Origin of the sequence: Embleya sp. NPDC059237 (assembly GCF_042754105.1) — a bacterium.
Classification (GTDB): Bacteria; Actinomycetota; Actinomycetes; order Streptomycetales; family Streptomycetaceae; genus Embleya.
In genome coordinates this window covers 124,923-148,670 of sequence record NZ_JBHZAE010000014.1, presented here as the reverse complement: position 1 = coordinate 148,670, position 23,748 = coordinate 124,923, and the positions used below count along the sequence as shown (strand labels likewise).

The 23,748-nt window shown below is 69.8% G+C and carries 21 protein-coding genes and 2 pseudogenes; 13 read left to right on the top strand and 10 right to left on the bottom strand.

Annotated elements, in window-relative coordinates:
* The first annotated feature begins 182 nt into the window (after positions 1-182).
* The 3 genes from ACFXKZ_RS35930 (at position 183) to ACFXKZ_RS35920 (ending at position 3,493) form a co-directional block, all read left to right on the top strand.
* Entirely contained in the window at positions 183-1,730 is a 1,548-nt protein-coding gene (locus ACFXKZ_RS35930) for an APC family permease (protein WP_380006422.1), read from the top strand.
* Between the two features lie 103 nt (positions 1,731-1,833).
* Positions 1,834-2,616, top strand: coding sequence for a GntR family transcriptional regulator (locus ACFXKZ_RS35925; protein WP_380006419.1), 783 nt, complete (start codon positions 1,834-1,836; stop codon positions 2,614-2,616).
* A gap of 88 nt (positions 2,617-2,704) precedes the next feature.
* The gene (locus tag ACFXKZ_RS35920) at positions 2,705-3,493 is read left to right on the top strand and encodes an enoyl-CoA hydratase-related protein (protein ID WP_380006416.1); all 789 of its coding nucleotides are present in this window, start codon (positions 2,705-2,707) and stop codon (positions 3,491-3,493) included.
* A gap of 238 nt (positions 3,494-3,731) precedes the next feature.
* Here ACFXKZ_RS35920 and ACFXKZ_RS35915 read toward each other — a convergent pair.
* Positions 3,732-4,115: pseudogene (locus ACFXKZ_RS35915) on the bottom strand (DNA-binding response regulator); the annotation flags it as partial.
* Here ACFXKZ_RS35915 and ACFXKZ_RS35910 point away from each other — a divergent pair.
* Positions 4,072-4,428: a DUF6223 family protein gene (locus ACFXKZ_RS35910; RefSeq protein WP_380006413.1), complete on the top strand. Its 357-nt coding sequence runs from the start codon at positions 4,072-4,074 to the stop codon at positions 4,426-4,428. The pseudogene ACFXKZ_RS35915 and the gene ACFXKZ_RS35910 sit on opposite strands and share 44 nt — an antisense overlap.
* Before the next feature lie 98 nt (positions 4,429-4,526).
* Here the strand turns inward: ACFXKZ_RS35910 and ACFXKZ_RS35905 are convergent, their stop codons facing one another.
* The 3 genes from ACFXKZ_RS35905 to ACFXKZ_RS35895 form a co-directional block, all read right to left on the bottom strand.
* Positions 4,527-5,675, bottom strand: a complete 1,149-nt coding sequence (locus ACFXKZ_RS35905; RefSeq protein WP_380006410.1) for an ABC transporter substrate-binding protein — start codon at positions 5,673-5,675, stop codon at positions 4,527-4,529.
* A gap of 82 nt (positions 5,676-5,757) precedes the next feature.
* Complete coding sequence (locus ACFXKZ_RS35900) at positions 5,758-6,630, bottom strand: ABC transporter permease (protein WP_380006407.1); 873 nt, start codon at positions 6,628-6,630, stop codon at positions 5,758-5,760.
* Positions 6,627-7,547 (bottom strand): ABC transporter ATP-binding protein, encoded by a 921-nt coding sequence (locus ACFXKZ_RS35895; protein WP_380006404.1) that lies wholly within the window; start codon positions 7,545-7,547, stop codon positions 6,627-6,629. Before ACFXKZ_RS35895 ends, ACFXKZ_RS35900 begins: the two co-directional genes overlap by 4 nt.
* 176 nt (positions 7,548-7,723) lie before the next feature.
* Between ACFXKZ_RS35895 and ACFXKZ_RS35890 the strand changes: the two genes are divergently transcribed.
* Positions 7,724-8,041, top strand: coding sequence for a hypothetical protein (locus ACFXKZ_RS35890; protein ID WP_380006401.1), 318 nt, complete (start codon positions 7,724-7,726; stop codon positions 8,039-8,041).
* A gap of 85 nt (positions 8,042-8,126) precedes the next feature.
* Here the strand turns inward: ACFXKZ_RS35890 and ACFXKZ_RS35885 are convergent, their stop codons facing one another.
* Positions 8,127-10,130: a PQQ-dependent sugar dehydrogenase gene (locus ACFXKZ_RS35885; RefSeq protein WP_380006870.1), complete on the bottom strand. Its 2,004-nt coding sequence runs from the start codon at positions 10,128-10,130 to the stop codon at positions 8,127-8,129.
* Between the two features lie 508 nt (positions 10,131-10,638).
* Here ACFXKZ_RS35885 and ACFXKZ_RS35880 point away from each other — a divergent pair.
* Both ACFXKZ_RS35880 and ACFXKZ_RS35875 read left to right on the top strand, forming a co-directional pair.
* Positions 10,639-11,730 (top strand): polyprenyl synthetase family protein, encoded by a 1,092-nt coding sequence (locus tag ACFXKZ_RS35880; RefSeq protein ID WP_380006398.1) that lies wholly within the window; start codon positions 10,639-10,641, stop codon positions 11,728-11,730.
* Between the two features lie 241 nt (positions 11,731-11,971).
* Positions 11,972-13,591, top strand: coding sequence for a metallophosphoesterase (locus ACFXKZ_RS35875; RefSeq protein ID WP_380006395.1), 1,620 nt, complete (start codon positions 11,972-11,974; stop codon positions 13,589-13,591).
* A 121-nt stretch (positions 13,592-13,712) separates the two neighbouring features.
* Here the strand turns inward: ACFXKZ_RS35875 and ACFXKZ_RS35870 are convergent, their stop codons facing one another.
* Positions 13,713-14,234 carry a TetR/AcrR family transcriptional regulator gene (locus ACFXKZ_RS35870; RefSeq protein WP_380006392.1) on the bottom strand — a complete coding sequence of 174 codons (522 nt, stop codon included), beginning with the start codon at positions 14,232-14,234 and terminating at the stop codon, positions 13,713-13,715.
* 122 nt (positions 14,235-14,356) lie between these two features.
* On the opposite strand from ACFXKZ_RS35870, the gene ACFXKZ_RS35865 reads away from it, so the two are divergent.
* Positions 14,357-15,265 (top strand): TIGR03564 family F420-dependent LLM class oxidoreductase, encoded by a 909-nt coding sequence (locus ACFXKZ_RS35865; protein WP_380006389.1) that lies wholly within the window; start codon positions 14,357-14,359, stop codon positions 15,263-15,265.
* 35 nt (positions 15,266-15,300) lie between these two features.
* Here ACFXKZ_RS35865 and ACFXKZ_RS35860 read toward each other — a convergent pair whose 3' ends face one another.
* Positions 15,301-16,203: an SDR family NAD(P)-dependent oxidoreductase gene (locus ACFXKZ_RS35860; RefSeq protein ID WP_380006386.1), complete on the bottom strand. Its 903-nt coding sequence runs from the start codon at positions 16,201-16,203 to the stop codon at positions 15,301-15,303.
* Between the two features lie 20 nt (positions 16,204-16,223).
* On the opposite strand from ACFXKZ_RS35860, the pseudogene ACFXKZ_RS35855 reads away from it, so the two are divergent.
* Positions 16,224-16,473, top strand: a pseudogene (locus tag ACFXKZ_RS35855) (alcohol dehydrogenase catalytic domain-containing protein); the annotation flags it as partial.
* A 15-nt stretch (positions 16,474-16,488) separates the two neighbouring features.
* Positions 16,489-16,584 carry a zinc-binding dehydrogenase gene (locus ACFXKZ_RS35850; RefSeq protein ID WP_380006867.1) on the top strand — a complete coding sequence of 32 codons (96 nt, stop codon included), beginning with the start codon at positions 16,489-16,491 and terminating at the stop codon, positions 16,582-16,584.
* Here the strand turns inward: ACFXKZ_RS35850 and ACFXKZ_RS35845 are convergent.
* Complete coding sequence (locus ACFXKZ_RS35845) at positions 16,581-17,240, bottom strand: PadR family transcriptional regulator (RefSeq protein WP_380006383.1); 660 nt, start codon at positions 17,238-17,240, stop codon at positions 16,581-16,583. The two genes, ACFXKZ_RS35850 and ACFXKZ_RS35845, sit on opposite strands and share 4 nt — an antisense overlap.
* Positions 17,241-17,402: 162 nt before the next feature.
* On the opposite strand from ACFXKZ_RS35845, the gene ACFXKZ_RS35840 reads away from it, so the two are divergent.
* A complete protein-coding gene (locus tag ACFXKZ_RS35840) occupies positions 17,403-18,341 on the top strand; it encodes an ATP-binding cassette domain-containing protein (RefSeq protein ID WP_380006380.1) in 939 nt (312 codons plus the stop codon).
* Complete coding sequence (locus ACFXKZ_RS35835; protein WP_380006377.1) at positions 18,338-19,162, top strand: ABC transporter permease; 825 nt, start codon at positions 18,338-18,340, stop codon at positions 19,160-19,162. Before ACFXKZ_RS35840 ends, ACFXKZ_RS35835 begins: the two co-directional genes overlap by 4 nt.
* Here ACFXKZ_RS35835 and ACFXKZ_RS35830 read toward each other — a convergent pair.
* A complete protein-coding gene (locus ACFXKZ_RS35830; protein ID WP_380006374.1) occupies positions 19,159-19,458 on the bottom strand; it encodes a hypothetical protein in 300 nt (99 codons plus the stop codon). The two genes, ACFXKZ_RS35835 and ACFXKZ_RS35830, sit on opposite strands and share 4 nt — an antisense overlap.
* Positions 19,455-21,116 (bottom strand): FAD-binding dehydrogenase, encoded by a 1,662-nt coding sequence (locus ACFXKZ_RS35825; protein WP_380006371.1) that lies wholly within the window; start codon positions 21,114-21,116, stop codon positions 19,455-19,457. The genes ACFXKZ_RS35830 and ACFXKZ_RS35825 overlap by 4 nt, the downstream gene beginning before the upstream one ends.
* Before the next feature lie 427 nt (positions 21,117-21,543).
* On the opposite strand from ACFXKZ_RS35825, the gene ACFXKZ_RS35820 reads away from it, so the two are divergent.
* Positions 21,544-23,478 (top strand): amino acid transporter, encoded by a 1,935-nt coding sequence (locus ACFXKZ_RS35820; RefSeq protein WP_380006368.1) that lies wholly within the window; start codon positions 21,544-21,546, stop codon positions 23,476-23,478.
* The last annotated feature ends 270 nt before the right edge of the window (positions 23,479-23,748 follow it).

The window sequence follows — 23,748 nt, the reverse complement described above, 5'->3', positions numbered from 1 at the left end:
TTTTCGGTTGTCAACGCTCGCAACAACTCAACCGTATGCCGCGAAGGTCTTGCCTGGCCTCGTACAGCAGTGGCAGCATCGCCGGTATCCCGCCGATGAATCTTCGCAAAAGCCACATTTATCAGGGGATCTCCGTCGTAGACGATCACAATGCCGACCGTAGCCACTGAAAGGTCGATGCCATGACCGATATTGGTTCGAGAACGACGCCCCACCCGCCCGAGCCCGACCCGCGAGAGCACGTGCAGCGGCTGCGGCCCAACGCGGTCGGCCTCACGGCCGTGGTGTTCATGGCCGTGGCCACCGCGGCACCCATCAGCGCGATGGTCGGCAACGTGCCGGTGGCCGTGGGCTTCGGCAACGGCACCGGCGCTCCCGCCGGCTACCTCGTGGCCACCATCGTGCTCACCGTCTTCGCCGTGGGCTACATGGCCATGGCGCGGCACATCACCGCGGCGGGCGCGTTCTACGGCTTCGTCTCACATGGGCTGGGCCAGGTCGCGGGCATGTGCGCCGGACTGCTCGCCACGGTCGCCTACATCGTCTTCGAGGCGTCGCTGACCGGCCTGTTCGCCTACTTCGCGAAACTGACCACGGCCGACCTCTTCGGCATTTCGCTGCCCTGGCTCTGCTACGCGTTGCTCATGCTCGCGCTCAACGCCGTGCTGTCGCACTTCGACATCAACCTGACCAGCAAGGTCCTCGGCCTCGCCCTGGTCTCCGAGGTGCTCATCCTCACCGCGCTCGCCATGGCGATACTCGTGCACGGAGGCGGCCCGGACGGCTTCGTACCGCAGGTGGTCAACCCCCTGAACGCCTTCCACGCCGCCTCGGGAGTCGCCGGCGCAAGCGTCGGCCTCGGCCTGTTCATGGCCTTCTGGTCGTGGGTCGGCTTCGAGTCGACCGCGATGTACGGCGAGGAGTCCCGTGACCCCAAGCGCATCGTCCCCATCGCCACCATGCTGGTGGTCGTCGGCGTCGGCGTCTTCTACGTCTTCGTGTCCTGGATGGTCGTGGCCGCCAACGGACTGGACCGATCGGTGCGCGTGGCCGGCGGCGACTCGCCCGCCGAACTGCTCTTCGGGCCGACCCGCCTCCTGCTCGGCGACTGGGCCGTCACCCTTTTCCAAATCCTGCTCGTCACCGGCTCGTTCGCCTGCGGCATGGCGTTCCACAACTGCGCGTCCAGGTACCTCTACGCGATCGGCCGGGAAGACGTCGTACCCGGCACCCGACGCACCCTCGGCGCCACACACCCGAAACACGGCTCGCCCCACGTCGCCGGCCACGTCCAGTGCGCGATCGCCACGACACTGGTCCTGGGCTTCGCGCTGGCCGGCAAGGACCCCTACCTCGACCTGTTCGTCGTCCTGTCCGTCCTGGGCACGATGGCCATCCTCATCGTCCAGATCCTCAGCTCCGCGGCCGTCATCGGCTACTTCCACGTGCGGCGCAAGCACCCCGAAACCGCCCACCCGCTCCGCACGTTCGCCGCGCCGCTGGTGGGCGGCATCGCAATGGTCCACGTGGTGGTCCTGCTCTTCCAAAACCTCGACACGGCGGGCGGCGCCGCGTCGCGGAGCACGATCTTTCGGATGATCCCCTACCTGGTGCTCGGCGTCGCCGTGTTCGGTGTCGTGCTCGCGCTCTACACGAAGGTCCGGGCGCCGCATCGGTTCGCGCTGATCGGCCGCGTGGTGTTGGAGGAATCCACGGAGCGGGCGACCTGACGTCGCGCCTCGGCTCCGCCTCCGGTTCCGCCGACGACCGTACGGCCGTTTGGAGTACCGGAGGCAACCGAATCCGGAAATGGTGTAAACCATACTTGTGTCCATGGAACATGACGAAGCCCCAGTCCCGACGTCCGGCACCGCCGAGGACGTCCGCCGCCGCATCCTCGACCAGATCCGCAGCGGTCTGCTCCGGCCCGGCGACAAGCTCGGTGGCGAACGCGACCTCGCCCAGCAGTACGACGTCAGCCGATCCACCCTGCGGCAGGCGCTCGATGCCCTCCAACAAAGCGGCGTCGTACGCCGTGTGCCCGGACGCGGCGGCGGCACCTTCGTCAGTCACGGCAAGGCCGAGCGCGACCTTTCCGCGGCCGTCGGCGTACCGGCCTACCTGCGCCGGCAGGGGTTCGAAGCCGGCACCAACGTGCTGTCCACCGCGCTGCGCTCCGCGGACAAGGACACCGCCCGACGGCTGCGCCTGTCGTCCGGCGACCTCGTGTTCGACCTGGTGCGGCTGCGACTCGCCGACGGCCGGCCGATCAGCCTCGAACACGCGCAACTCGTCGCCGAACACTTCCCCGGCCTCCTGGAATGCCCCCTCGGCGGATCCGTGTACGAGCTGATCGCCGAGCACTACGGCACCACACCGGCCGAAGTCACCGAGGAAATCGAGGTCGTCGCCGCCACCGCGGACGAAGCCCGGGTGCTGGAGGTCGAGCCCGGCGCGCCACTGATCTCCGTCGTCCGGGTGGCGGCGGATCACCAGGGACGGGTCTTCGAGTTGTCCCACGACCTGTTCCGCGCGGACCGGACCCGGATGACCATCCGCACCCGGTTGCGCGAAGACGCCCAGGACGAGGGCGGGTTGCGGATCCAGGCGACCTGACCGTCCACCGCGCGGCGGGCGGCGCCGCGCCCTTTTCGACACGACCGAGTCGGCTCGCCACGCGCCATCGCGACCCAGGAGTACGACCATGAGCGAGTTCGTCCGATACGAGTGCGTCGACGCCGTAGCCACGGTGACCATCGATCGACCAGCCGCCCTCAACGCCTTGGACCACGCGACGAAGGTGGCCTTGCGCCAGGCACTGGCCCGGGCCGCCGGCGATGCGGAGGTGCGGGCGGTGGTGCTCACCGGCGCCGGGCGCGCCTTCTGCGTGGGCCAGGACCTGCGGCAACACCGGGAGCAACTGGCCCGCAGCCCCCAGGCGGCCCTCGGCACCGTCGCCGAGCACTACAACCCGCTGGTGATGGCCCTGACCACGATGCGCAAGCCGGTGATCGCGGCCGTCAACGGTGTGGCGGCGGGCGCCGGGGCGGCACTCGCGTTCGCGTGCGACTTCCGGGTCTTCGCCGAGACCGCGACGGTGAACCCGGCGTTCGCGGGCATCGGGCTCGGTGCCGACTCGGGAGCATCGTGGACCCTGCCGAGGCTGGTGGGACACGCTCGGGCGACCGAGTTGTTGATGCTGTCCGAGACGATCTCGGCGTCGCGCGCGTTGGAGCTGGGACTCGCCAACAGCGTGGTGCCCGTCGAGGCCGTCGCGGCGACGGCGAACGACCTCGCCCGACGCCTGGCGGCGGGGCCGACGGTGGCGTTCGCCGCGATCAAGGAGGCCCTGGTGTGCGCGGCCACGCTACCGCTCGCAAGGGCGCTGGGTAAGGAGAGCGCCCTCCAACTCCGCGCCGGCAAGTCCACAGACCATCGGGAAGCGGTGGACGCCTTCCTCAACAAGACCCAACCACGATTCACCGGCCATTGACGAGCAGGTCCCGCAAACACCCGACGAGCGGGATCATGGTCGGGCAATCATCGCTGTGAACCATTTTCTATATGGTTGCAAACGGTCTGGATCGGCTGGGACGCCGATGAACACCCGGCCCGCCGCGGCCTGCGCACGACGGTGCGGTGCGATTCACGCTCTGCGCGCTCGCCGCCGCGGGCATGCCTTGGCGCGGTGTCGCAGGTGTCGCGTTGGTGTTGGGGTGGGTGGGTTGGGGTCAGGTGCTGCCTCTTGGGGTGGCCAGGCCGGATTCGTAGGCTATGACCACCAGTTGGGCGCGGTCGCGGGCGTGGAGTTTGGTCATGGCTCGGTTGATGTGGGTTTTCGCGGTCGTCGGGCTGATCACCATGCGCGCGGCGATCTCGTCGTTGGACAGTCCCTGGGCGACCAGGGCGACGGATTCACGTTCGCGGTTGGTCAGTTCGTCCGGGCCGGTGGCGGCTCCGGGCAGTGGCTGGGTGATGTACCGGTCGATCAGCCTGCGCGTGATGGACGGGGCGAGCAGCGCGTCGCCACGCGCGGCGACGCGTACGGCGTGCAGGAAGTCCTCCGACACGATGTCCTTGACGAGGAACCCGGCGGCGCCGGCACGCAGCGCGTCCAGGCGGATCGGCGCCTCCGTGGCGGCCCTGCTCGGGCCGGCCGGCGCGATCGTCGGCGCCCTGGCCCTGGCCCGCGCCACCGGCCGCGCCCGCACCCGCTCCGGACCGGGCACCGGATGCAACGGCGCCTTCGTCGCTCTGGCCGCGGGTACGGTCGGCGCGGCCCTCGGGCTGCTGGTCGTCGTCACCGCCGAAGGCGGCCTCGGGACCGGCAACGGCCTGGGCGGCGGCATCGTCGCCCTGATCGTCGGAGTGATCGCCGTGGTACTCGGCGCGTCGGCCCTGGCCCGCTTCCGCCGCGTGCCGGCCTGACCGGTCAAAGCCGACGCCACCGAAGCCGACGTCGTCGACGTCGGCGGCGCCGCGTTCGACCGATGGCTCATGGGCGACCCGTGCGGTCGCCGGCGCGGTCAGGGTGTCGTGTGGCCCACGGCCTCGGCGTAGAAGGAGCGGTCGACGAGTTTGTCCTCCGGCAGCGCCGGGGCCTCGATGACCTTGCCCTCGATGTACATGCTCTGGACCCGGTCGGTCGTGCCGCCGCGGATCTCCCAGTCGACCACCTGCGCGGGCACGGCCTTCAGCAGTTCGGGTTTGCTGCCGAGCGTCGTCGCCAACTCCTCGACGAAAGCCGGGTCCTGCTTGTAGTCGCCGGCGAAGTAGGTGTTCACGGTGCGGATGAGCGCGCGCAGGAACGCGACGCCGGCGTCCCGGTTCTTCTCCAGGAGGTTTTGCCCGTAGAGCATTCCGCCGAGCGGCTCGCCGACCGGCTGACCACCCAGGAAGGTGTACTCCGGCTTGCCCTCGAAGTCCTTCCAGACCGGGTCGAGCAGCCACGCGGCGTCGATGCCGCCGTTCTTGAACGCCTCGGGCACACCCGCACCGTCCAGTTGCTGGAACGAGACCTCGGTGGGCTTCGTCTTGTGCCGGGCGAGCACACTCTGGATCGGGTACATGATCACCGACGTCTTGCCCACCAGCGTCCCGAAGCGCGCGTTCTTGAGGTCGACCGCGTCTCCGGTCCGGCCGTTCTTGACCCTGGCCCAGACTCCGGTTTTGGATTCGGGTGCCGCCGAGTAGTTGCCCGCGACCCACTTGATGTCGAAGCCCTGCTTGACCGCGTTGACCATGCCGGCCTCGGGCGCCGAATACAGCACGTCCACCTGGCCCTTGGCGAGCAGCGTGATCGCGTCGGTGGCCGGCATCTGCTTGAGCTCGACGTCCAGGCCCTCCTTGGCGAACTCGCCCTTGGCGATCGCGGTGCGCAGCGGCCCGAGGTATTCGGCCGACAACGATCCCGCGGTCACGGTGAGTTTTGCCTTCTGCGCGAGCGGTTTGGCGGCGGGCGAACCCGCGGCGCAGCGCGCGGGCTTGCGGGTCGGGGCCAGGTCGGCCGGGTCGGTCCATGCCTTCTCGCAACCCGCGACCGCTTCGATCGCACGCTTGGGCTGCGGGGACTTGGACCGGTTCGAACCGGAGTCGGAAGAGCCGCCGCCGCACGCGGCGAGCAGCGCGGTGCACGCCAACAGTGCGGTGGTGGTGAGGAATCCACGTCTCGCCATGATGTGCCTTTCGGGGTCGGTGCGCCCGTGGTATTCGGGCCGGCCGGGCGCGAGCCGGCCCGGCGGAGGTGGTGACGTCGGGTCAGGACTGCCCGGGACCGCGGTCGCGCGGTGCCCACGGGGTGCACAGTCGGCCCACGCGGCGGATCAGCTCGGAGAACAGCACGCCGACGATGGCGACCACGATGATTCCGACGAACATCGCGCGGTTGTCGAAGAGTTGCCGTGAATTGAAGATCACGTAGCCCAGGCCCCTGTTGTCGGGCGAGGCGATTCCTTCGGAGGCGATGATGACCAGGACCGCGACGCCCGCCGAGATCCGCAGGCCCACCATCACCTGCGGCAGCGACGCGGGCAGCAACACGTGTCGGAACATCTGCCAGGGGCCGGCGCCGAAGACCGCTCCGGCCTCGCGGTAGCCGTCGGGCACGGCGATGACGGCGGCCATCGTGGCGATCCAGACGAAGAAGAACACCGTCACCGCGACGAGCGCGATGTGCGGCGCCTCGCCGAGGCCGAACATGGTCATGAAGATGGGGAGGAGCGCGAGCTTCGGCACCACGTACAGGGCGTCCAGGGTGGGTTCGAGCGCGGCCCGAATCAGCGCGTTGGTACCCATCAGGAGGCCGACGACGAATCCGCCGAGGGCGCCGATCGCGTAGCCGGGCAGGACCCGGGCGAGTGTGGCCCACACGTCCGGCCACAGTTTGCCGTCGGTGGCGTCGGACCAGCCGTCCGCAACGATGGTCGAGGGCGCGGGGTAGAGCCGGTCGTCGATCCACCCCTGCTTCGCGGCGAGTTGCCACCACAGCAGGAGCAGCACGGGAACGGCGACGGCCAGGCCGATCTCCAGGAGTCGGCGTCGCGTCCGCGCCCGGCCGGGATCACGCTCCGCGGGGCCCGGCTCGCGGACCAGCACCCGGATCGGCGCGGCGTCCTTCACGGTGACCGTCACGGTGCGACCTCCTTCTTGCCCGATTCCTGATCCTGGTTGCGCGCGCGGCCCTGGGTCGGGTCCCGAACCGGATCCGGGTCCGTCTCCGGGCCCGTTTCGTGATCCGGGCCCGTCTCCCGGCCCACACCCCTCCCCTGCTCGACCTCTCCGCGCAGCAGTTCCCACAGTTCGGCCTGCATCGCGGCGAACTCCGGTGACCTGCGCACCTCTCCGGTGCGGGGGCGGACGAACGGCGGTACCCGCTCGGCGATCAGTCGACCCGGGCGCGCGGACATCACCAGGACGCGGTCGCCGAGGACCAGCGCCTCCTCCAGGCTGTGCGTGACGAACAGGACGGTGCGCTTGTCGGCCTGGCAAATCTCGAGGAGTTCGTCCTGCAGGATCGTCCGCAGTTGCGCGTCCAAGGCCGCGAACGGCTCGTCCATGAGCAGGATTTCCGGCTCGACCGCGAGGGCCCGCGCGATCGACACGCGCTGCTGCATCCCGCCGGACAAGGCCGCGGGGTAACGGTCGGCGAAGTCCGCGAGTCCGAGTCGGCCCAACCAGTCGCGGGCTCGGGCATTCGCCTCCTTGCGGGGCACCCGACGCAGGTCCAGGCCGAACCGGACGTTCGCCAGCACCGTCTTCCACGGGCTGATGCCGTAGTTCTGGAAAACCATCGCGGCGGGGTTCGCGGTCGCGGCCGTCACCTCGACCCGGCCGGCGGTCGGCTTGACCAGGCCGGCCACGATCCGCAGGAAGGTGGATTTGCCGCACCCGGACGGGCCGACGATGCAGCAGAACTCGCCGGCCGCGACCTCCAATTCGAGGGGCCCGAGCGCGTGCACGCGACTCGCGCCGCGACCGAACCGGCGCTCGACCCCGGCAGCTCGGATCCTGCCGGCCTGCGCGGCCGGCTCGGGCGGTTCCTGGCCCACGTGTCTCACCCCTGAAGTCCGTACGATCCGTCGTTCCTTGCAACCAGTGCCGTATGCGCGCGAGTTCGAGCACACCCGGTGCCCCCACCGGAGTCGATCATTCCGCTCGACCGGCGTGACGATATGACGATGCGTCAGATTTCACAATCGATAGGATCGACAAGGTGACATTGATCTTGAGACACGCACCGACCCGAACCCGAGCACCCCCACCAACACACCCGGAGGTAACTCCCCGCAGTCACAACCCCCACCTCGGCAACAACCACACATCGCCGCAAGCCGCCGGACCCGACGACTGGGGGCCGCCCGCCCCGATCGTTGGATGGATCTGGGGGCGTAACCCGCGCACGTTCCTGGAACCGCTGTCCCACTACGCCGGATACGCCATCGACTGGGAAACCGTCGAGGCCGGCGTCCGAGTCACCGGGGCCGACACACCCGGGATCCGCCTGCGCGCGGACACGCTCCCGACCGCCCTCGCCGCCGTCTGACCAGCGCGACCCGGCTTCCCCGTGCGCGTGCCCGCAACCGGGCCGGGCCGCGGTGGGCTCGGTCCGGTTGGGGCGGGGCGGAGGGTCAGGGGTTGGTCGGGGGTGGTGTGGTGTCCCGGGTCGGCGAAGCGTCCCAGGCTGCGGAGGTTGTGCCCGTCGGCTCGGGCTTGCCGGGATCCTGGGCTACGCCGTTCGAGTAGACGATGTCGATCAGCAGGATCCGGTCGTTGCCCGCCGTGCCGTCCTTGTCCGTGGACGTGGTGAGCCAGATGTCCCCGTCGGGGTCGACCTCCACGGTGCGCAGCCGGTCGTACGTGCCCTCGAAGTACGCCTTCTGCTCGACCAGGTTGGAGTCGGAGTCGATACGCAACCGGTAGACGCGCTCACCCCGGGTCGTGGCCACGAACACGTAGTCGTTGATGATGGTCAGGCCGCTCGGCGAGGCGGACGACACCGGCCAGGTCTTCTTCGGCGCGATGTATCCGGCGCAACTACCCTCGGTGCCCTGGCAGTTGGGCCAACCGTAGTTGCCGCCCTTCTGGATCAGGTTGACCTCGTCCATGATGCTGTCGCCGAACTCCGCCTGCCAGAGCCGGCCCTGGGAGTCGAAGTCCAGGCCCTGCGGGTTGCGGTGCCCGATGGACCAGACGGCGTTGCCGAACGGGTTGTCCGACGGGATCGAGCCGTCCGGATTGATGCGCAGGATCTTGCCGTTGAGGGAGTTCTTGTCCTGCGCCCTGGAGTCGTTCTGGGCGTCGCCCATGCCGGCGTACAGCTTGCCGTCGGGGCCGAAGCGAAGCCGTCCGCCGTTGTGGAAGCGGCTCTTGGCCATGCCGTCGAGCAGCACCTTGTAGCCGCTGAGCGTGTTGTTCTCCAGCTTCATCCGGGCGATGCGGTTGCCGTCGGTCGAGGTGTGCAGGAAGTACAGGTAGTGGTCGGTGGCGAAGTTCGGGGAGACCTCCAGCCCCATGAGGCCGCCCTCGCCGCCGGTGGTCTGCGAGTTGGGTACCTTGCCGAGCTTCGTCTTCTGGCCGGATTTGGTCAGTCGATAGACGTCGAAGGTGTTGCGCTCGGTGTAGATCCCGGAGCCGTCCGGCAGGAACGCCACGCCCCAGGCCACATCCACACCACTGGCCAGGGTCTTCACGGTGCCCGGATCGGGAACGCCACCCGGCTGGGAACCGGCGGTGGTGACGCTGATTTCCGGGCCGAACGCCGACCGGTTGCCCTTGGCGTCGAAGGCCCGCACCTTGAACCGGTACGCCGTGGCCGCCTTCAGGCCGGCGACGGTCGTGGACGCGGTCTCCGAGGTGCCGGCGGCGGCGCCGTCACGGTAGATGTCATATCCCGTGACCTGCACATTGTCCGTGGACGGGGTCCAGGCCAGGTCGACGCTCGTCGCGGTCTTGCCGGTGGCGCGCAGCCCCTGCGGCACACTCGGCGCCTCGCCGTCGGGCGGCGCGGGCAGCGTGGCGATGGTGACCGCGTTGCTGGCGTCGGAGACGTTCGGGACGGCGTCGCGCGCGAAGACGGTCCAGTCGTAGCTGGTCTCCGGTGTCAGGCCGGTCACCGTGGTGGCCAACGTGGAGCCGTCGACCTGCTTCATGAGTTGGCCGTGCTGGTAGACGTCGTACCCGGTGACCTTCACATTGTCGGTGGCCGCGTCCCAGGCGAGCGAGACGGAGGTGGTGGTCGGCTCCTTGTCCTTGCGCAGGTTCTTCGGGGCCGTCGGCTTCTCGGTGTCGGCCGGGCCCTGCGGGGTGACGATCAGGCTGTCGAGGTTGGGGCCGTCCACGCCCGAGGTGGTGGCGCGGATCCTGTTGGTACCGGCGACCAGTGCCGTCGTGACGGAGGCCGTCTTCCAGGTCGTCCAGGCGCCGGTGCCGGGGAAGGAGAGATCGTTGGCGGCCTGGGTTCCGTTGACCGTGACGTCCAGCGGCCGGTCCACGGACGTGCCGTTGGCGTAGCGGAAGTCGAGCTTCGTGGCACCCGGTTGCTGCGCCTGGACGGTGAACTCGACGTACGCGTCGGAGACCGCGTCGAAGTTCACGAAGCCGGTGCCGGTGTAACCGGCGTGGTTGGACTCCACCTTGCCCTTGACGACCTGGGCGGCCTCCGCCTCGTACGTGGCGGCGGCGCGAGGAAGGGGAGCGGAGTGGGCGGCGGGCAGCGCCACGCAGAGCGAGGCGGTGGTGGCCGCGGCCACCAGGGCGCCGAATGCCCTGGACGGCCGGGGTTTGCTGCGTCTCACGGTGTCCTCCAGCGAAGAGGGACCGAGCGCGGGGGCGGCTCGGCGGCTCGTGGTGCTCCCCGAGCGGGCCGCTGCGGGCGTCTTCGCGGTGCGCGATTTCCGGCAACGGTCTTTCACGCGGGGGAAGTTGGCGCTGGACCTGGATAGTTAGGAAAGTTTCCTAACTGGTGATGGAGCACGCTAGAGCCCGATAAGGCACCTGTCAACGGGTCACGCGCCACCCGACGCGCGGCCGCGAATGCGTCCGTCGAGGCCGATGCGCGCGAACCCCGAGTCCGCGCCGCGTGGTCGGCGGGACCGACCCGGCAGCGACGGGGTCCGCGTGGCGGCATGCAACCCTGGTTCGGTGAACGACGCCCTGACAGCCGCCCTACATCGCGCAGCCGCCCACCAGCAGCGGTTCGAAGTCCGCTTCGCGGCCTATTTCGACGCCCTGACCGATCCGGCGCGCGGCGCCCTGGACCTGCCGCCGCAGGGCGCGTTTCCCCGCCAGGCCCTCGACCTGGTACGCGAGTTGTCACTGCGCGGCGGCAAACGCCTTCGGGTCGCCCTGCTGCACGAGGCCGCCGCCCTGGTCACGCACGAGCCGGTGCCCGGACTCGACGATGCCGCCGTGAGCATCGAACTGCTGCACACCCACGGCCTGATCCACGACGACATCATCGACGACGCGGCCGTACGCCGAGGCGGCCCATCCACCTACTACGCCTACCGCAGCCGGTTCCCCGACCGACCCGACGTCGCCCTCGCCCTGGCCGTCCTCGCCGGCGACCTGGCCGCGTTCCTGTCCCTGCGCGTCCTGCTCACCGGCGACCTGCCACCCGCCCGCATCGCGACCATGGCCGCCGTTCCCGCCGATGCGGGGGCCGCCATGATCAACGGGCAAATCCTGGACCTGGAACGCGACTTCCACCCGGACGCCGACATCGGGTTCCTGCACACCGTCACCGAATACAAGTCGACCCGCTACTCGGTGCTCGCCCCGCTGCGCCTCGGCCTGCTCGCCGCCGGCGCCGACATCGCTCCGTACGAGGGCGAACTGCGCGCCTACGCCACCGCGGTGGGCATCGCCAACCAGATCCACGACGACTGGCTCGACCTGTTCGGCGACTCGGCAACCCTCGGCAAACCCCTCGGATCGGATATCCGCACCGGGCGACGCAGCTACGTCGTCCGCGCCCTCCTGGCGGCGGCCGACGACGCCGAACGCAAGGTGGTGGACGCCGTTCTGGGAGATCCGGCCTGTGACGACGACGCCCTCGACCGGATCCGCCGGATCGCCCGCGCCCACGGCATCGACAGCAGCCTGCGAGCCGACGCCGAGCACCACGCGCGAGAGGCGGCGGCGCTGACCGGCACGTGGGGTGAACGATGGCGGCCGGAGGCCGTGGCGTTCTTCGCACACCTGCCGGCCTGGTCCGTCACGCGCGATCGGTAGAAACCGGCAGAAACTCTCCCCGACCGCCGCCGGAACATCCGCCCCACGGTCGGGACACGCCCGAACCGCAGGCTCCACCCAACCTGCCAGACGTTCATGATCACTTCACCGGAAGGTCGATTCGAACGCGCCTCCGATCGACACGGCCCGCATAGCCTCTCTGGACCAGACCGGTTATCCATACGTTATAAACCGCATGGAGAAGCCGCGTCCGCCACCGGAACCAGAGAACAGGAAACCCGTGAGACTCACCCCTCTCGTGATCGCCGCGGCCTCCATCGCGCTCGTCTCCCCCGCCGTCGCCCCGGCCGTCGCGCAGGCCGATCCCGCCACCCCGTCCGCGCCGCACGTCACCGTCCCCGGCGGGCGCTACGAGCACGCCGTGGACGTGAAGTTCCAGGTCCAGCGCGGCACGACGGTGCGCTACACGCTGGACGGCACGACCCCGACCCGCGACAGCCGCGTCTACTCCCCCGGCCGTCCGCTGCGGATCGACAAGGACACCAACGTCACGGCGGTCGCCTTCCACGGCAACCGGGCCAGTGTCCCGGTGTCGTACGGCTATCTGATCAAGACCGCCGAGAAGCCCCTCGCTCGCATGGTCGTGATGTCCGACGTCCACGTCGGTGGTCACGCCGCCAACGACAAGAAGTACGAGAGCTTCTTCGACACCATCGGATCCGTCTTCCCCAAGCCGGACGCGATCCTGGTGAACGGCGACATGATCAACGACAACGGCGACGGCAAGGGCCCCGACCACAAAATCGTCTCCGAGATCTTCCAGGCCAACCTGGCCCGCAAGAGCATGACCGACACACAGGTGCTGATCTCCACCGGCAACCACGACGACAGCCTGGCCGCGATACGGGCCGGTTACCCCAAGGCGTGGTTCCCCGATTCGGGCGGCGGCTACTACGACTCCGTGGTGGGCGGCCTGCACGTGCTGACGATCAACTCCGAGACGTACAACTCCGACACGGCCCAGCGCGCCTGGCTCAAGCAGCGGCTCGCCGCGATCACCGCCGACCGGGCGTACGCCGGCAAGCCCGTCCTGGTCCAGGGCCACCGGCCCGCCACGGACACGGTCATGGACGGACAGCAGGCGAGCAACCCGCGCCTCACGGAGGACCTGAGCGCGTTCCCGCAGGCCGTCTACTTCTCCGGCCACTCGCACCTGAACATCAACGACGAACGTTCCATCCAGCAGCGCGACTTCACCTCGGTCAACGACGGTTCGATGTCGTACGTCGAGATGGACCACGGCTACCAAATGGTCACCGACAAGGGTCTCGCCGACCGGTTCGAGTCGCCGACCGCGCAGGCGCTGTTCGTCGAGGTCTACCGGGACCGCACGGAAATCGCGCGGGTGAACATGGCCGCGGACAAGCACGACATCTACACCGACGGCAAGTGGTCGGCGAGCTGGCAGCCACCGTACGCCAGCGCGGGCACCCTGAGCGGTCCCACCTGGACCGTGCGCCTCAAGGGCTCGACGAACCAGCAGATCAAGGACAACTTCACGTATACCAAGGCCGCGCGCAACACCGTGGCACCGCGGTTCACCACGCGTGAGCCGCTGTCCGCGGTGCGCGACGCCAAGGGCGGCACGGCCGTACGGATCGCCCAGGCCACGGACGACCAGATGGTGCACCACTACAACGTCGACATCACCGACGCGGCGACGGGCAAGTCGCTCGTCTCGTCCAAGGTCTTGTCGGACTACTACTTCATGCCCCGCCCGAACACCCTCGACATCCCCGTACCGGGCACGGTCGCGCGTGGCCGGTACGTGGCCCGGGTCGTGGCCGTGGACGCGTACGGCAACGCCTCACCGGCGGTATCGCTCACGTTCGGCAAGTAGCCGGAGCGGGACCGCGGGCAGCCTCTCCGCCCCGTCCCGTCCCCGTCCCCGTCCCGCCACCCGGCCGGGTCGCGCGTCGTCGTCGACCGCGACCCGGCCCTCGGCGGCGGGCGGTGCGCGTTCATGGTGCCAGGCCGGCCAGGATCACCACGGTGAGCGGGTCGTCGGGTCGGGCGTCGGCGCGGCAGACCATTACCTTGACCAGGGTCAGGATTTCGGTGGCCGTGAGGTCTCGGCGCAGGTCGCCCTCCTCCTGTGCTTGGCCGATCACCTGCTCCAGGAGGGCGTCGACCTCGCGTTGCAGTTCCACCACCTCTGGGTCCGCCACCGGCGTCGCGGTCAGCGTGGCGACCAGGGCCAGTGGGAGGTGGGTGCAGTACTTCACGATCTCGATCAGCGTGCGTCGCCGCGGCTCGTCTCGCCCGACCGCCTCCCGGGCATGGGCCAGCAGATCGCGCAGCGTGCAGGCGGCGATCGCGTGGACCAGGGCGTTGCGGTCCGGGAAATGCCGGTACAGGGTGCCGACGGCGACGCCGGCCTCGCGGGCGATCCGCTCCATCGACACGTCGGCGCCGTGCCGGGAGAACAGGCGAAGCGCCGCCGCGCCGATCAGCGCGCGGTTGCGTTCGGCGTCGGCTCGCACTCGGGGAACCCTTTCTTTCGTTTTCGTCGCGGAAGATGCACCACGACCAACCTGAAGGACGGGTTCAGCTTAGGTTACGCTGCATCGGGCAACATGAATCCACGATTCACCTTGGAGTCGCGATGCGCATCGGAACCCTGGTCAACCCGGAACGACCCGGCCTCGACGACCTCCTGGACGGTGTCCGGGACGCGGCTCGGGCCGGGCTGGACAGCGCTTTCCTTCCCCAACTCGCCTCCTGGGACGCGATCACCGTGGCCGCCCTCGCCGGCGCTCGCGTCCCGGGCATCGACGTCGGCACCTCGATCGTGCCCACCTACCCCCGACACGCGATCGCGCTGGCCGGTCAGGCCCTGACCGCGCATGCCGCCACCGGCGGGCGGTTCACGTTGGGGGTCGGTCCCGGGCACAAGCCGGTGATCGAGGGCGTGTTCGGCCACTCCTACGATCGTCCGGCCGACCACATCCGCGAATACCTCACCGTTCTGGGCCCGTTGCTGCGCGGTGAGGGCGTCGAGCACCGCGGTCGCACCGTCACCGCGGTCGGCACCCTGGATACCCCCGGCGCCGGCACGCCCGATCTGCTCCTGGCCGCGCTGGGACCGAGGATGTTGCGGGTCGCGGGCGAACTCGCCGACGGCGTGGTCGTGGTGTGGACCGGCCCGGACGCGATCGCCGAACACATCCGCCCCACCGTCACCGAGGCCGCCGCGGCGGCCGGGCGACCCGCCCCCCGCATCGTGGTCACCGCCATCGTCAGCGTCACCGCCGACCCGGCACGGGTACTGCGCGAGGTCGGGCAGCGCCTCGGCTTCGCCGGCGAACTGCCCGCATACCGCGCACAGTTGGACCGCCAGGGGAAGAAGGGCGTGGTCGAGACGGTGATCGCCGGGGACGAGGAGACGGTGGCGCGCGGGATTCGCCGCTACGCCGAGGCCGGCGCGACCGAGCTGACCGCGAGCCTGACCGGCACCGCCGAGGAACGCGCCGCGACGCTCGCCCTGTTGTCCGCGCTCCGCCGCGAGGGCTGACCACGCCGGACGCCGGCACGCGCCCGGTCCGGGACTCACCCGTCTGCCGGCGTCGATCCGAACGCGCCGATCAGTTCGTCGAACTCCGCGCGCACCAAGGGCGCGTGGGCATCGGCGCCCGGCAGCACCCAGAACCTGTCCTCGCGGATCGCCGCGGCGACCTGTTCGCCGGACTCCCTGGCGCTCATCGCCCCCGCCCGCGACCTGCGCATCGCGTCGATCATGTCCCGGGCGGACGGCGTCGGCCCGCCGTCGCCGGGCATCCCGTCGGCGTCCGCGACCGGGCGGGCGTTGACCCGGTCGAGCATCTCGGATCGCACCTTGCCCGGACACAACAGCGACACCCCGACCGCGGTGTCGGCCAGTTCGGCACGAAGTCCCTTGGTCAGGCCGACGATCGCGTGTTTCGTGGCGCCGTACGGTCCGGTCATCGCGCCGCCGATCAAGCCGCCCATCGACGCGGTGTTCACGATGTGTCCGCCTTCCGGTTGCGCGAGCATCAGCGGAACGAACGTGCGCACGCCGTGCACGACGCCCCACAGGTTGACGTCCACGACCCACTGCCAGTCGACGAGTTCGGTCTCCCACTGCCTGTTCAACGTCCACACCCCGGCGTTGTTGCAGACGACGTCGACCCGTCCGAAACCGGCCAGTGCGGCATCCGCGAGGGCCCGGACGGCAGCCGCGTCCCGCACGTCGGTGGGCACCGCCGCCACCTCCGCGCCGTCCGCCCTCAACATCGCGGCGGCTTCCTCCAGCCGACCCGTGTCCGTGTCGGCCAAGACCACGCGCATCCCGTCGTCCGCCAAGGCCTGCGCGATGCCGTAGCCGATGCCACCGGCCGCCCCGGTGACCACACCGACCCGTCCCGCGAGTTCCCGCATGTTGCCCTCCTCCCACCCGTTGGTGAGGTGGGCCGGCGCGTGATGGATGCGCAAGCCGGGCCCATCCGTACGTGGTGGCGTTGCCCGCGCCGGCGGACCGCTTCGGCGGCCCCGAGGTGCTGTATACGGGCCGGGTGCCACGTCCCGCACCGGCACCCGGCGAAGTCCTCGTACGCGTGCACGCGTTCAGCGTGAACGGCGGCGAACCGGCCGGCCGTTCCGGTCGAGTCCGCCTCACCACCGGCCGAAAGTTCCCGCATCGGGCCGGACTTCGCCGGCGAAATCGCCGCACTCGGCACCGGCGCGACCGGCGTAACGGAGGGGAAGCTGCGGCCGGCGGTGGATACGGTTTTCCCGCTGGAAGAGACAGCGGTGGCACACCGGGCGCTGGAGGCGGGCGGGGTGCGGGGCAAGTACGTGGTCAGGGTCGACTAGGGTTCTTCGCGGTTGCCGCGGATGTCGTTTTCGGGAGCCGGGTGCGTGGCGTACGGGTTCGGCTCGTCGTCCGCGAGTACGCCCACGAAGGGTTCGCCCTCGCCCGCGAACGTGTACGCGCCGCTCTCGATGCGCTCGATCAGGCCGCGCGTCCATGCCGCGCCGGCGTCGGCCGAGTGCACCCACATGTTCATGATCTCGCCGATGTGTCCGAGTTGTTCGAGCCCCTCCGCCGGCGTGTAGTACTCGGTGACCGAGGACCGCCACCGCTGGAGTCCCGCGACCCTCTCCTCCAGGAGTGCGACCGCCTCGGCCCGCGGCAGGTCGACGATGAAGCCGATGCCGGCCGAGAGCACGTCGGTCTTCTGCTCGTGCGAACGCAGGGCCTCGCGAAGCAGGGTGAAGTACTCCTCGGTTCCCCTGTCGTTGATCTCGTATTCGACGCGCGGCGGGCCGCCGACGGTGCTCGGGGCGACGTCGTGCGCGACGAGGAGTCCCTGCTTCGCCATCTGCTTGAGCGCGTGGTAGATCGAGCCCGGCTTGGCGTTGGACCACTCGTGGGCCCCCCAGAATTCCAGGTCGTTGCGGACCTGATAGCCGTGCGCCCGTCCGTGCTGACGGACCGCGCCAAGGATCAGCAGCCGGATCGCTGACATGCGATCTCCTCTCCGGGCAGTTTTTACCGATATCACTATACAAGTTTGACTAGCGAGTGCGGCGCGGGTCGTCGTCGAGGTGTAATCAAGTTTGACTAGCCGCTCGGGACGTCGTACGTTCCCTCTAGTCAAGTTTGACCACTGACATTGAGGGAGGCCGACTTGCCCGACTACGATCCGGCGATCGTCGTCGAAGGACTGCGCAAGAGCTACGGGGACAAGCAGGCGCTCGACCGCCTCGACCTCACCGTCCGCGCCGGGACCGTGCAGGGGATTCTCGGCCCGAACGGCGCCGGCAAGACCACGGCCGTACGCATCATGTCCACGCTGCTGCGCCCCGACGAGGGACGTGTCGAGGTGGCGGGAATCGACGTCCGGAGCCGGGCCGCCGAGGTGCGCTCGCGCATCGGACTGCTCGGCCAGAACGCCGCGGTCGACGAGGAGCTCGGTGGCCGCCAGAACCTGGAGATGTTCGGCCGCCTCCACCATCTCGGCGCCCGCCGCGCCCGGGTCCGGGCCGACGAGCTCCTGGCCCGGTTCGGGCTCGCGGACACCGGCGACAAGGCCGTCAAGCAGTACAGCGGCGGCATGCGGCGGCGGCTCGACCTGGCGGCGTCGCTCATCTCCCGGCCGCAGGTGCTCTTCCTGGACGAGCCCACGACCGGGCTCGACCCCCGCGGCCGCGCGGAGGTGTGGAGCGCGGTGCGCTCCCTGGTGGACGGCGGCACCACCGTCCTGCTGACCACGCAATACCTGGAGGAGGCCGACCGGTTGGCCGATCGGATAGCGGTGATCGACCGCGGAAGGGTCATCGCGGAGGGTACGGCGGACGAGCTGAAGTCCGAGACCGGTGGCGACCGCATCGACGTGGTCCTGCGCGACGCGGCCCAGTTGGCACGCGCGGCCTCGCTCCTGCCCGGTGACGTGGTGGTCGACGAGGACCGGCGCATGGTCGGCACCTCGATCACCGACCGGATGGCCGCGCTGACCGAAACCGTACGGCTACTGGCGGCGGCCGGCATCGAGGCCGAGGACATCGTGGTACGCCGACCGACGCTCGACGAGGTCTTCATGCACCTGACGAAGGAGGACGCCGGATGAGTGCGATTCACGGCGCGGGCACGGCACATGGTGTGGGTTCGAGGTTGGGCTGGGCGGCCGTCGACTCCTGGACGATGACCAGGCGCGAACTGGCCCGCTGGGCGCGCCAACCCGTGCAGGTGGTCGTCGGCCTGGTCTTCCCGGTGATGATGCTGCTGATGTTCGGCTACCTGATCGGCGGCGGCCGGGGCGTCGCCGGGGACTTCCGGGCCTACCTGGTGCCCGGCATGCTCACCATGACCATGGCGTTCGGCCTGGAGGCGACGATGCTCGCGGTCACCCAGGACCTCGACAAGGGGGTCGTCGACCGGTTCCGCTCGATGCCCATGAACTCCGGCGCGGTTCTGGTCGGACGGAGCATCGCCGACATGTTGCAGTCGGCGGTCGGCCTGACCGTGATGATCGCGGTCGGATACGCCATCGGCTGGCGCACGCACGAGGGATTCGCCTCCTTCCTGGGCGCGGTGGGGCTGCTGTTGTTGCTCCGGTTCGCGATGTTGTGGGTCGGCATCCACCTGGCGATGGTCGCGGGTAGGCCGGAACTGGTGCAGGCGGTGCAGATCCTGGTCTGGCCGCTCGGTTTCCTCTCCAACGCCATCGCCACACCCGAGTCGATGCCGTCGTGGCTGGGCGCGGTCGTGGAGTGGAACCCGATGTCGGCGACGGCCGGCGCGGTACGCGATCTGTTCGGCAACCCAGGCGCGGGCGGCGGCTCCTGGGCCGCGACCCACGCGGAACTCCTCGCGGTGGCCTGGCCGGTGGCGCTGATCGCGGTGTTCTCCCCACTGGCGGTCAAGCGCTTCCGCGACCTGAGCCGCTAGGAATTTCGGCCTGGGCTTCGGCTCATGCGGCCGAGGCCGAGGCCGAAGCCCGGGCCGCGCAGGATCCGGCTCGGCCGGGCGCGGGCGGACCGCTCGGGGACCACGCCGGCGCGTAGTGCGCCCTTGCGGCCCGCGTGTTCCAAGGCTTCGGTGATCCCGGTGCGAACGCGCCGGTAGCGGGCGACGAAGTACGGGTGGGCGGGGTGGTCGGCGGCGGTCGCCTCGGCGGAGACGACGCAGCACAGCTCGACGCTGTCTCCTTGTTTTCGCTGCGCCCGGGGCGCGTGACGCGTCACGCGAGGCGTTGCGCCAGTGCGCGTCCGGCCGCGCGGCCGGAGAAGATGCAGCCGCCGAGGAACGTGCCCTCCAGGGCGTTGTAGCCGTGGACACCACCGCCGCCGAAGCCGGCCGCCTCGCCTGCCGCGTACAGGCCCGGGATCACCTCGCCGTCCGGGCGCAGCGCCCGTGCGTCGAGGTCGGTTTCGAGGCCGCCGAGGCTCTTGCGGGTGAGGATGTGCAGGCGTACGGCGATCAGCGGACCGTGTGCGGGGTCGAGGAAGCGGTGCGGTTTGACCACGCGGGTGATCTTGTCGGGCAGGTAGGCGCGGGCGTTGCGGATGGACATCAGTTGCAGGTCCTTGCCGTACGGGTTGGCCGCCTCGCGGTCGTGGGCCAGCACCTCGCGCTCGATGTCGGCGTAGTCGAGCGGAGTGTCGGGGGTGAGTGCGTTCATCCCGTCGACGAGGGCACGCAGGTCGTGGCGGACCACGAAGTCCTCGCCGTGGTCGAGGAATGCCTGTACCGGCCCGGGGGCGCCCTTCTTGACCCGGGAGAGGGCGAGTTTGAGGTCCTTACCGGTGATGTCGGGGTTCTGTTCGGACCCGGAGAGCGCGAACTCCTTCTCCACGATGGTGCGGGTGAGCACGAACCAGGTGTGGTGATGTCCGGTGGCGCCGATGTGGCGCAGTGTGGCGAGGGTGTCGTGGCCGGGGAACAGCGGGGCGGGCAGGCGTTTGCCGGTGGCGTCGAACCACAGCGAGGACGGGCCGGGGATGATCCGGATCGCGTGGTCGGGCCAGATGGGGTCCCAGTTCTTGATGCCTTCGGTGTAGTGCCACATGCGGTCCCGGTTGACCAGGGACGCCCCGGCGCGTTCGGCGGCGTCGAGCATCCGGCCGTCGACGTACGCGGGCACCCCGGTGATCATCTCCGCCGGGGCGGGGCCGAGCCGGTCGACCGGCCAGTGTGCGCGGACCCGTTCGTGGTCGCCGCCGATCCCGCCGGAGGTGACCACGACGGCCTGGGCGCGCAGTTCGAACTCCCCGGCCGCCTCGCGCGAGGAGCGCACGCCGCGCGGCGCGTCGTCGGGTACGAGTACGGTCCCGCGCACACCGGTGACCGCGCCGTCCTCGACCACCAGGTCGTCGACCCGGTGCCGGAACCGGAAGTCCACCAGGCCGCGTTCGGCCGCTGCGAGCACCGGTTCGCGAAACACCCGCACCACCTCGGGGCCGGTGCCCCAGGTCACGTGGAAACGCGGTACGGAGTTGCCGTGCCCGGTCGCGGTGCCGCCGCCACGCTCCGCCCACCCGACGGCGGGGGTCAGCCGCAGGCCGAGCCCGTGCAGGTAGGCCCGTTTGGCCCCGGCGGCGAAGTCGACGTACGCCTCCGCCCACCGGCGCGGCCACCGATCCTCACGCTCGCGATCGAAGCCCGCCGAGCCGAGCCAGTCGGCGAGTGCGAGTTCCCGCGAGTCCTTGATACCCATACGGCGCTGCTCGGGACTGTCCACCAGGAACAACCCGCCCAACGACCAGAACGCCTGGCCACCCAGGTTGGCCTCGTTCTCCTGGTCCAGCACGATCACCCGCCGCCCCGCACGGGTGAGTTCGTACGTGGCCACCAAGCCTGCCAGGCCGGCACCGACGACGATGACGTCCGCGTGGTCGATCACAGCGGAACCTCCTGGCTGAATCTCGGGTGAACGTGGCGCGGGCGTGGACGGTGAAGTCGGCGAGCGGGCGGACCGGCCCACAAAACTCTAGTGGGCGTTCGGTTTCCACCAAAGCTTGAAAACCTTTTATCTGTTCGGTTTTCAGCCTGCTCTTGGTGTGCTGGCGTCTTGTCGGTTCTGTTTGTGATCCTGACGGGATCTTGACGTTTCTCCGGCGGGTTTTGACGGTGATCCGTGTGTACGTTCGACGTCGCGTAGCCGTCATCTCCGACCGATGGCCGCCCGGACGGTGTGGCAATCTCGGGTAAATAGGACATTCGGGCATGATCGCGCCTGTCGGCGGTTGTCCACCCGGGGTGCATCCGCCGGTCCGCGACCCGGACTTCCCCACATCGTCGGACCAGCACGCACGACAGGAGACCATCCCATGGCCGCGCCCGCCGCCCACCGTCCACGCCTGCGCACGTGGCTGCTCCGGGACCAGGCCGACGTCGGGAAACCGGGGACGTCGGCCGCACCCGGCCAGGCGGGCCGCCCGTGGTGGCGCGTGATGTGCCTGACCGGTCTCGACTACTTCTCCACCCTCGGCTACCAGCCCGGCATCGCGGCGTTGGCCGCCGGGCTGCTCTCGCCCCTGGCGACGATCGTGCTGGTCGCGCTGACCCTGTTCGGGGCGTTGCCGGTGTATCGACGGGTGGCCGAGGAGAGCCCGCACGGAGAAGGCTCGATCGCGATGCTCGAACGGCTGCTGTCCTTCTGGAAGGGCAAGCTGTTCGTACTCACCCTGCTCGGCTTCGCGGCCACCGACTTCCTCATCACCATCACCCTCTCGGCCGCCGACGCCACCGCGCACGTGACGGAGAACCCGCACTTCACGGCCACGCTCAGCGGCCACGAGGTGCTGATCACCCTGCTGATGGTCGGTTTGCTCGGCGCGGTGTTCCTCAAGGGTTTCGGCGAGGCGATCGGCCTGGCCGTGGTGCTGGTGTTCGTCTATCTGGTGCTGAACGCGGTGGTGGTCGCCGACGGCCTGTGGCGCGTGTTCGCCCACCCGCACGTCGTCACCGACTGGCGGCACGCGCTGGTCGCGGAGCGCGGGAGCATCTGGGTGATGGTCGGTGTGTCGCTGGTCGTCTTCCCGAAGCTCGCGCTGGGTCTGTCCGGGTTCGAGACGGGCGTCGCGGTCATGCCGCACGTCCAGGGCGCGCCCGACGACGACCCGCACCGCCCGGCCGCGCGGATCCGGGACACCAAGAAGCTGCTCACGACGGCGGCGCTGATCATGAGCGTCTTCCTGATCTGCAGCAGCTTCATCACCACGGTGCTGATCCCGAAGGACGCCTTCGAGGAGGGCGGTCCGGCGAACGGACGCGCGCTGGCGTATCTGGCACACGAGAACCTCGGGTCGGCGTTCGGGACGGTCTACGACGTCTCGACGATCCTCATCCTGTGGTTCGCCGGCGCGTCGGCGATGGCCGGCCTGCTCAACCTGATGCCGCGCTACCTGCCCCGCTACGGCATGGCCCCGCAATGGGCCCGCGCCGTACGCCCGATGGTCATCGTCTTCACGCTCGTCGGGTTCCTGGTGACCTGGATCTTCGACGCGAGCGTCGACAAGCAGGGCGGCGCCTACGCGACCGGCGTGCTCGTACTGATCACCTCGGCGGCCATCGCGGTGACCATCGCCGCCCGCCGGGCCGGCCAGCGCGGGTGGACGATCGCGTTCGGCGTCATCGCCTCGGTGTTCGTGTACACGACCGCGGTCAACGTCATCGAGCGCCCGGACGGCGTCAAGATCGGCGCGTGCTTCATCGCGGGCATCATGGCGCTGTCGCTGCTCTCGCGCCTGGTGCGGTCGTTCGAGCTGCGGGTGACCGACATGGAGTTGGACGACATGGCGCAGCGGTTCGTGCGCGACTGCACGCGCCGCACGATCCGCTTCATCGCCAATCAGCCCGGTACGCGCGACAAGGCCGAATACCGCGACAAGGCCGAGCAGATCCGCGCCGACAACCACCTGCCGTCCGGCGACGACGTGATCTTCGTCGAGGTGACGATCGTGGACCCGTCGGAGTTCGAGGCGGGCATGCGGGTCAAAGGTGAGGTGCTGCACGGCAGGTACCGGGTGCTGACGCTGGAGAGTTCGTCGGTGCCGAACGCGCTCGCCGCGCTTCTCCTGCATGTGCGCGACGCGTCGGGGCAGCGCCCGCACATCTATTTCGAATGGACCGAGGGCAATCCCCTCACCAATTTCCTGCGGTTCTTCCTTTTCGGCCAAGGCGAGGTCGCGCCCGTGACCCGCGAGGTGCTCCGCGAGGCCGAGCCGGACCGCGCCCGACGCCCGCACGTCCACGTCGGCTGATCCGGCGGGGGCCGATCGACGCCATCGCGCCATCGGTGACGGTGTGCAGTTTCGTGCGGGGGGTGCCGGCTCGGACCAGCACCAACAGGCCCTGGTAGAGCGCCGGCAGGATGCAGCCCGGTCGCCTCCTCGATGTCCCGCAGCGAGGCCCCGAGATAGTCGCGGGCACGGAACAGTCGCATGGCGGACCCCAGTACCTCCGCCTGGTCCCAGAGCTGCTTGCGACCCACCGCCACCTCCATAGGTGAGCACTCGCTCACAAAACTGGCA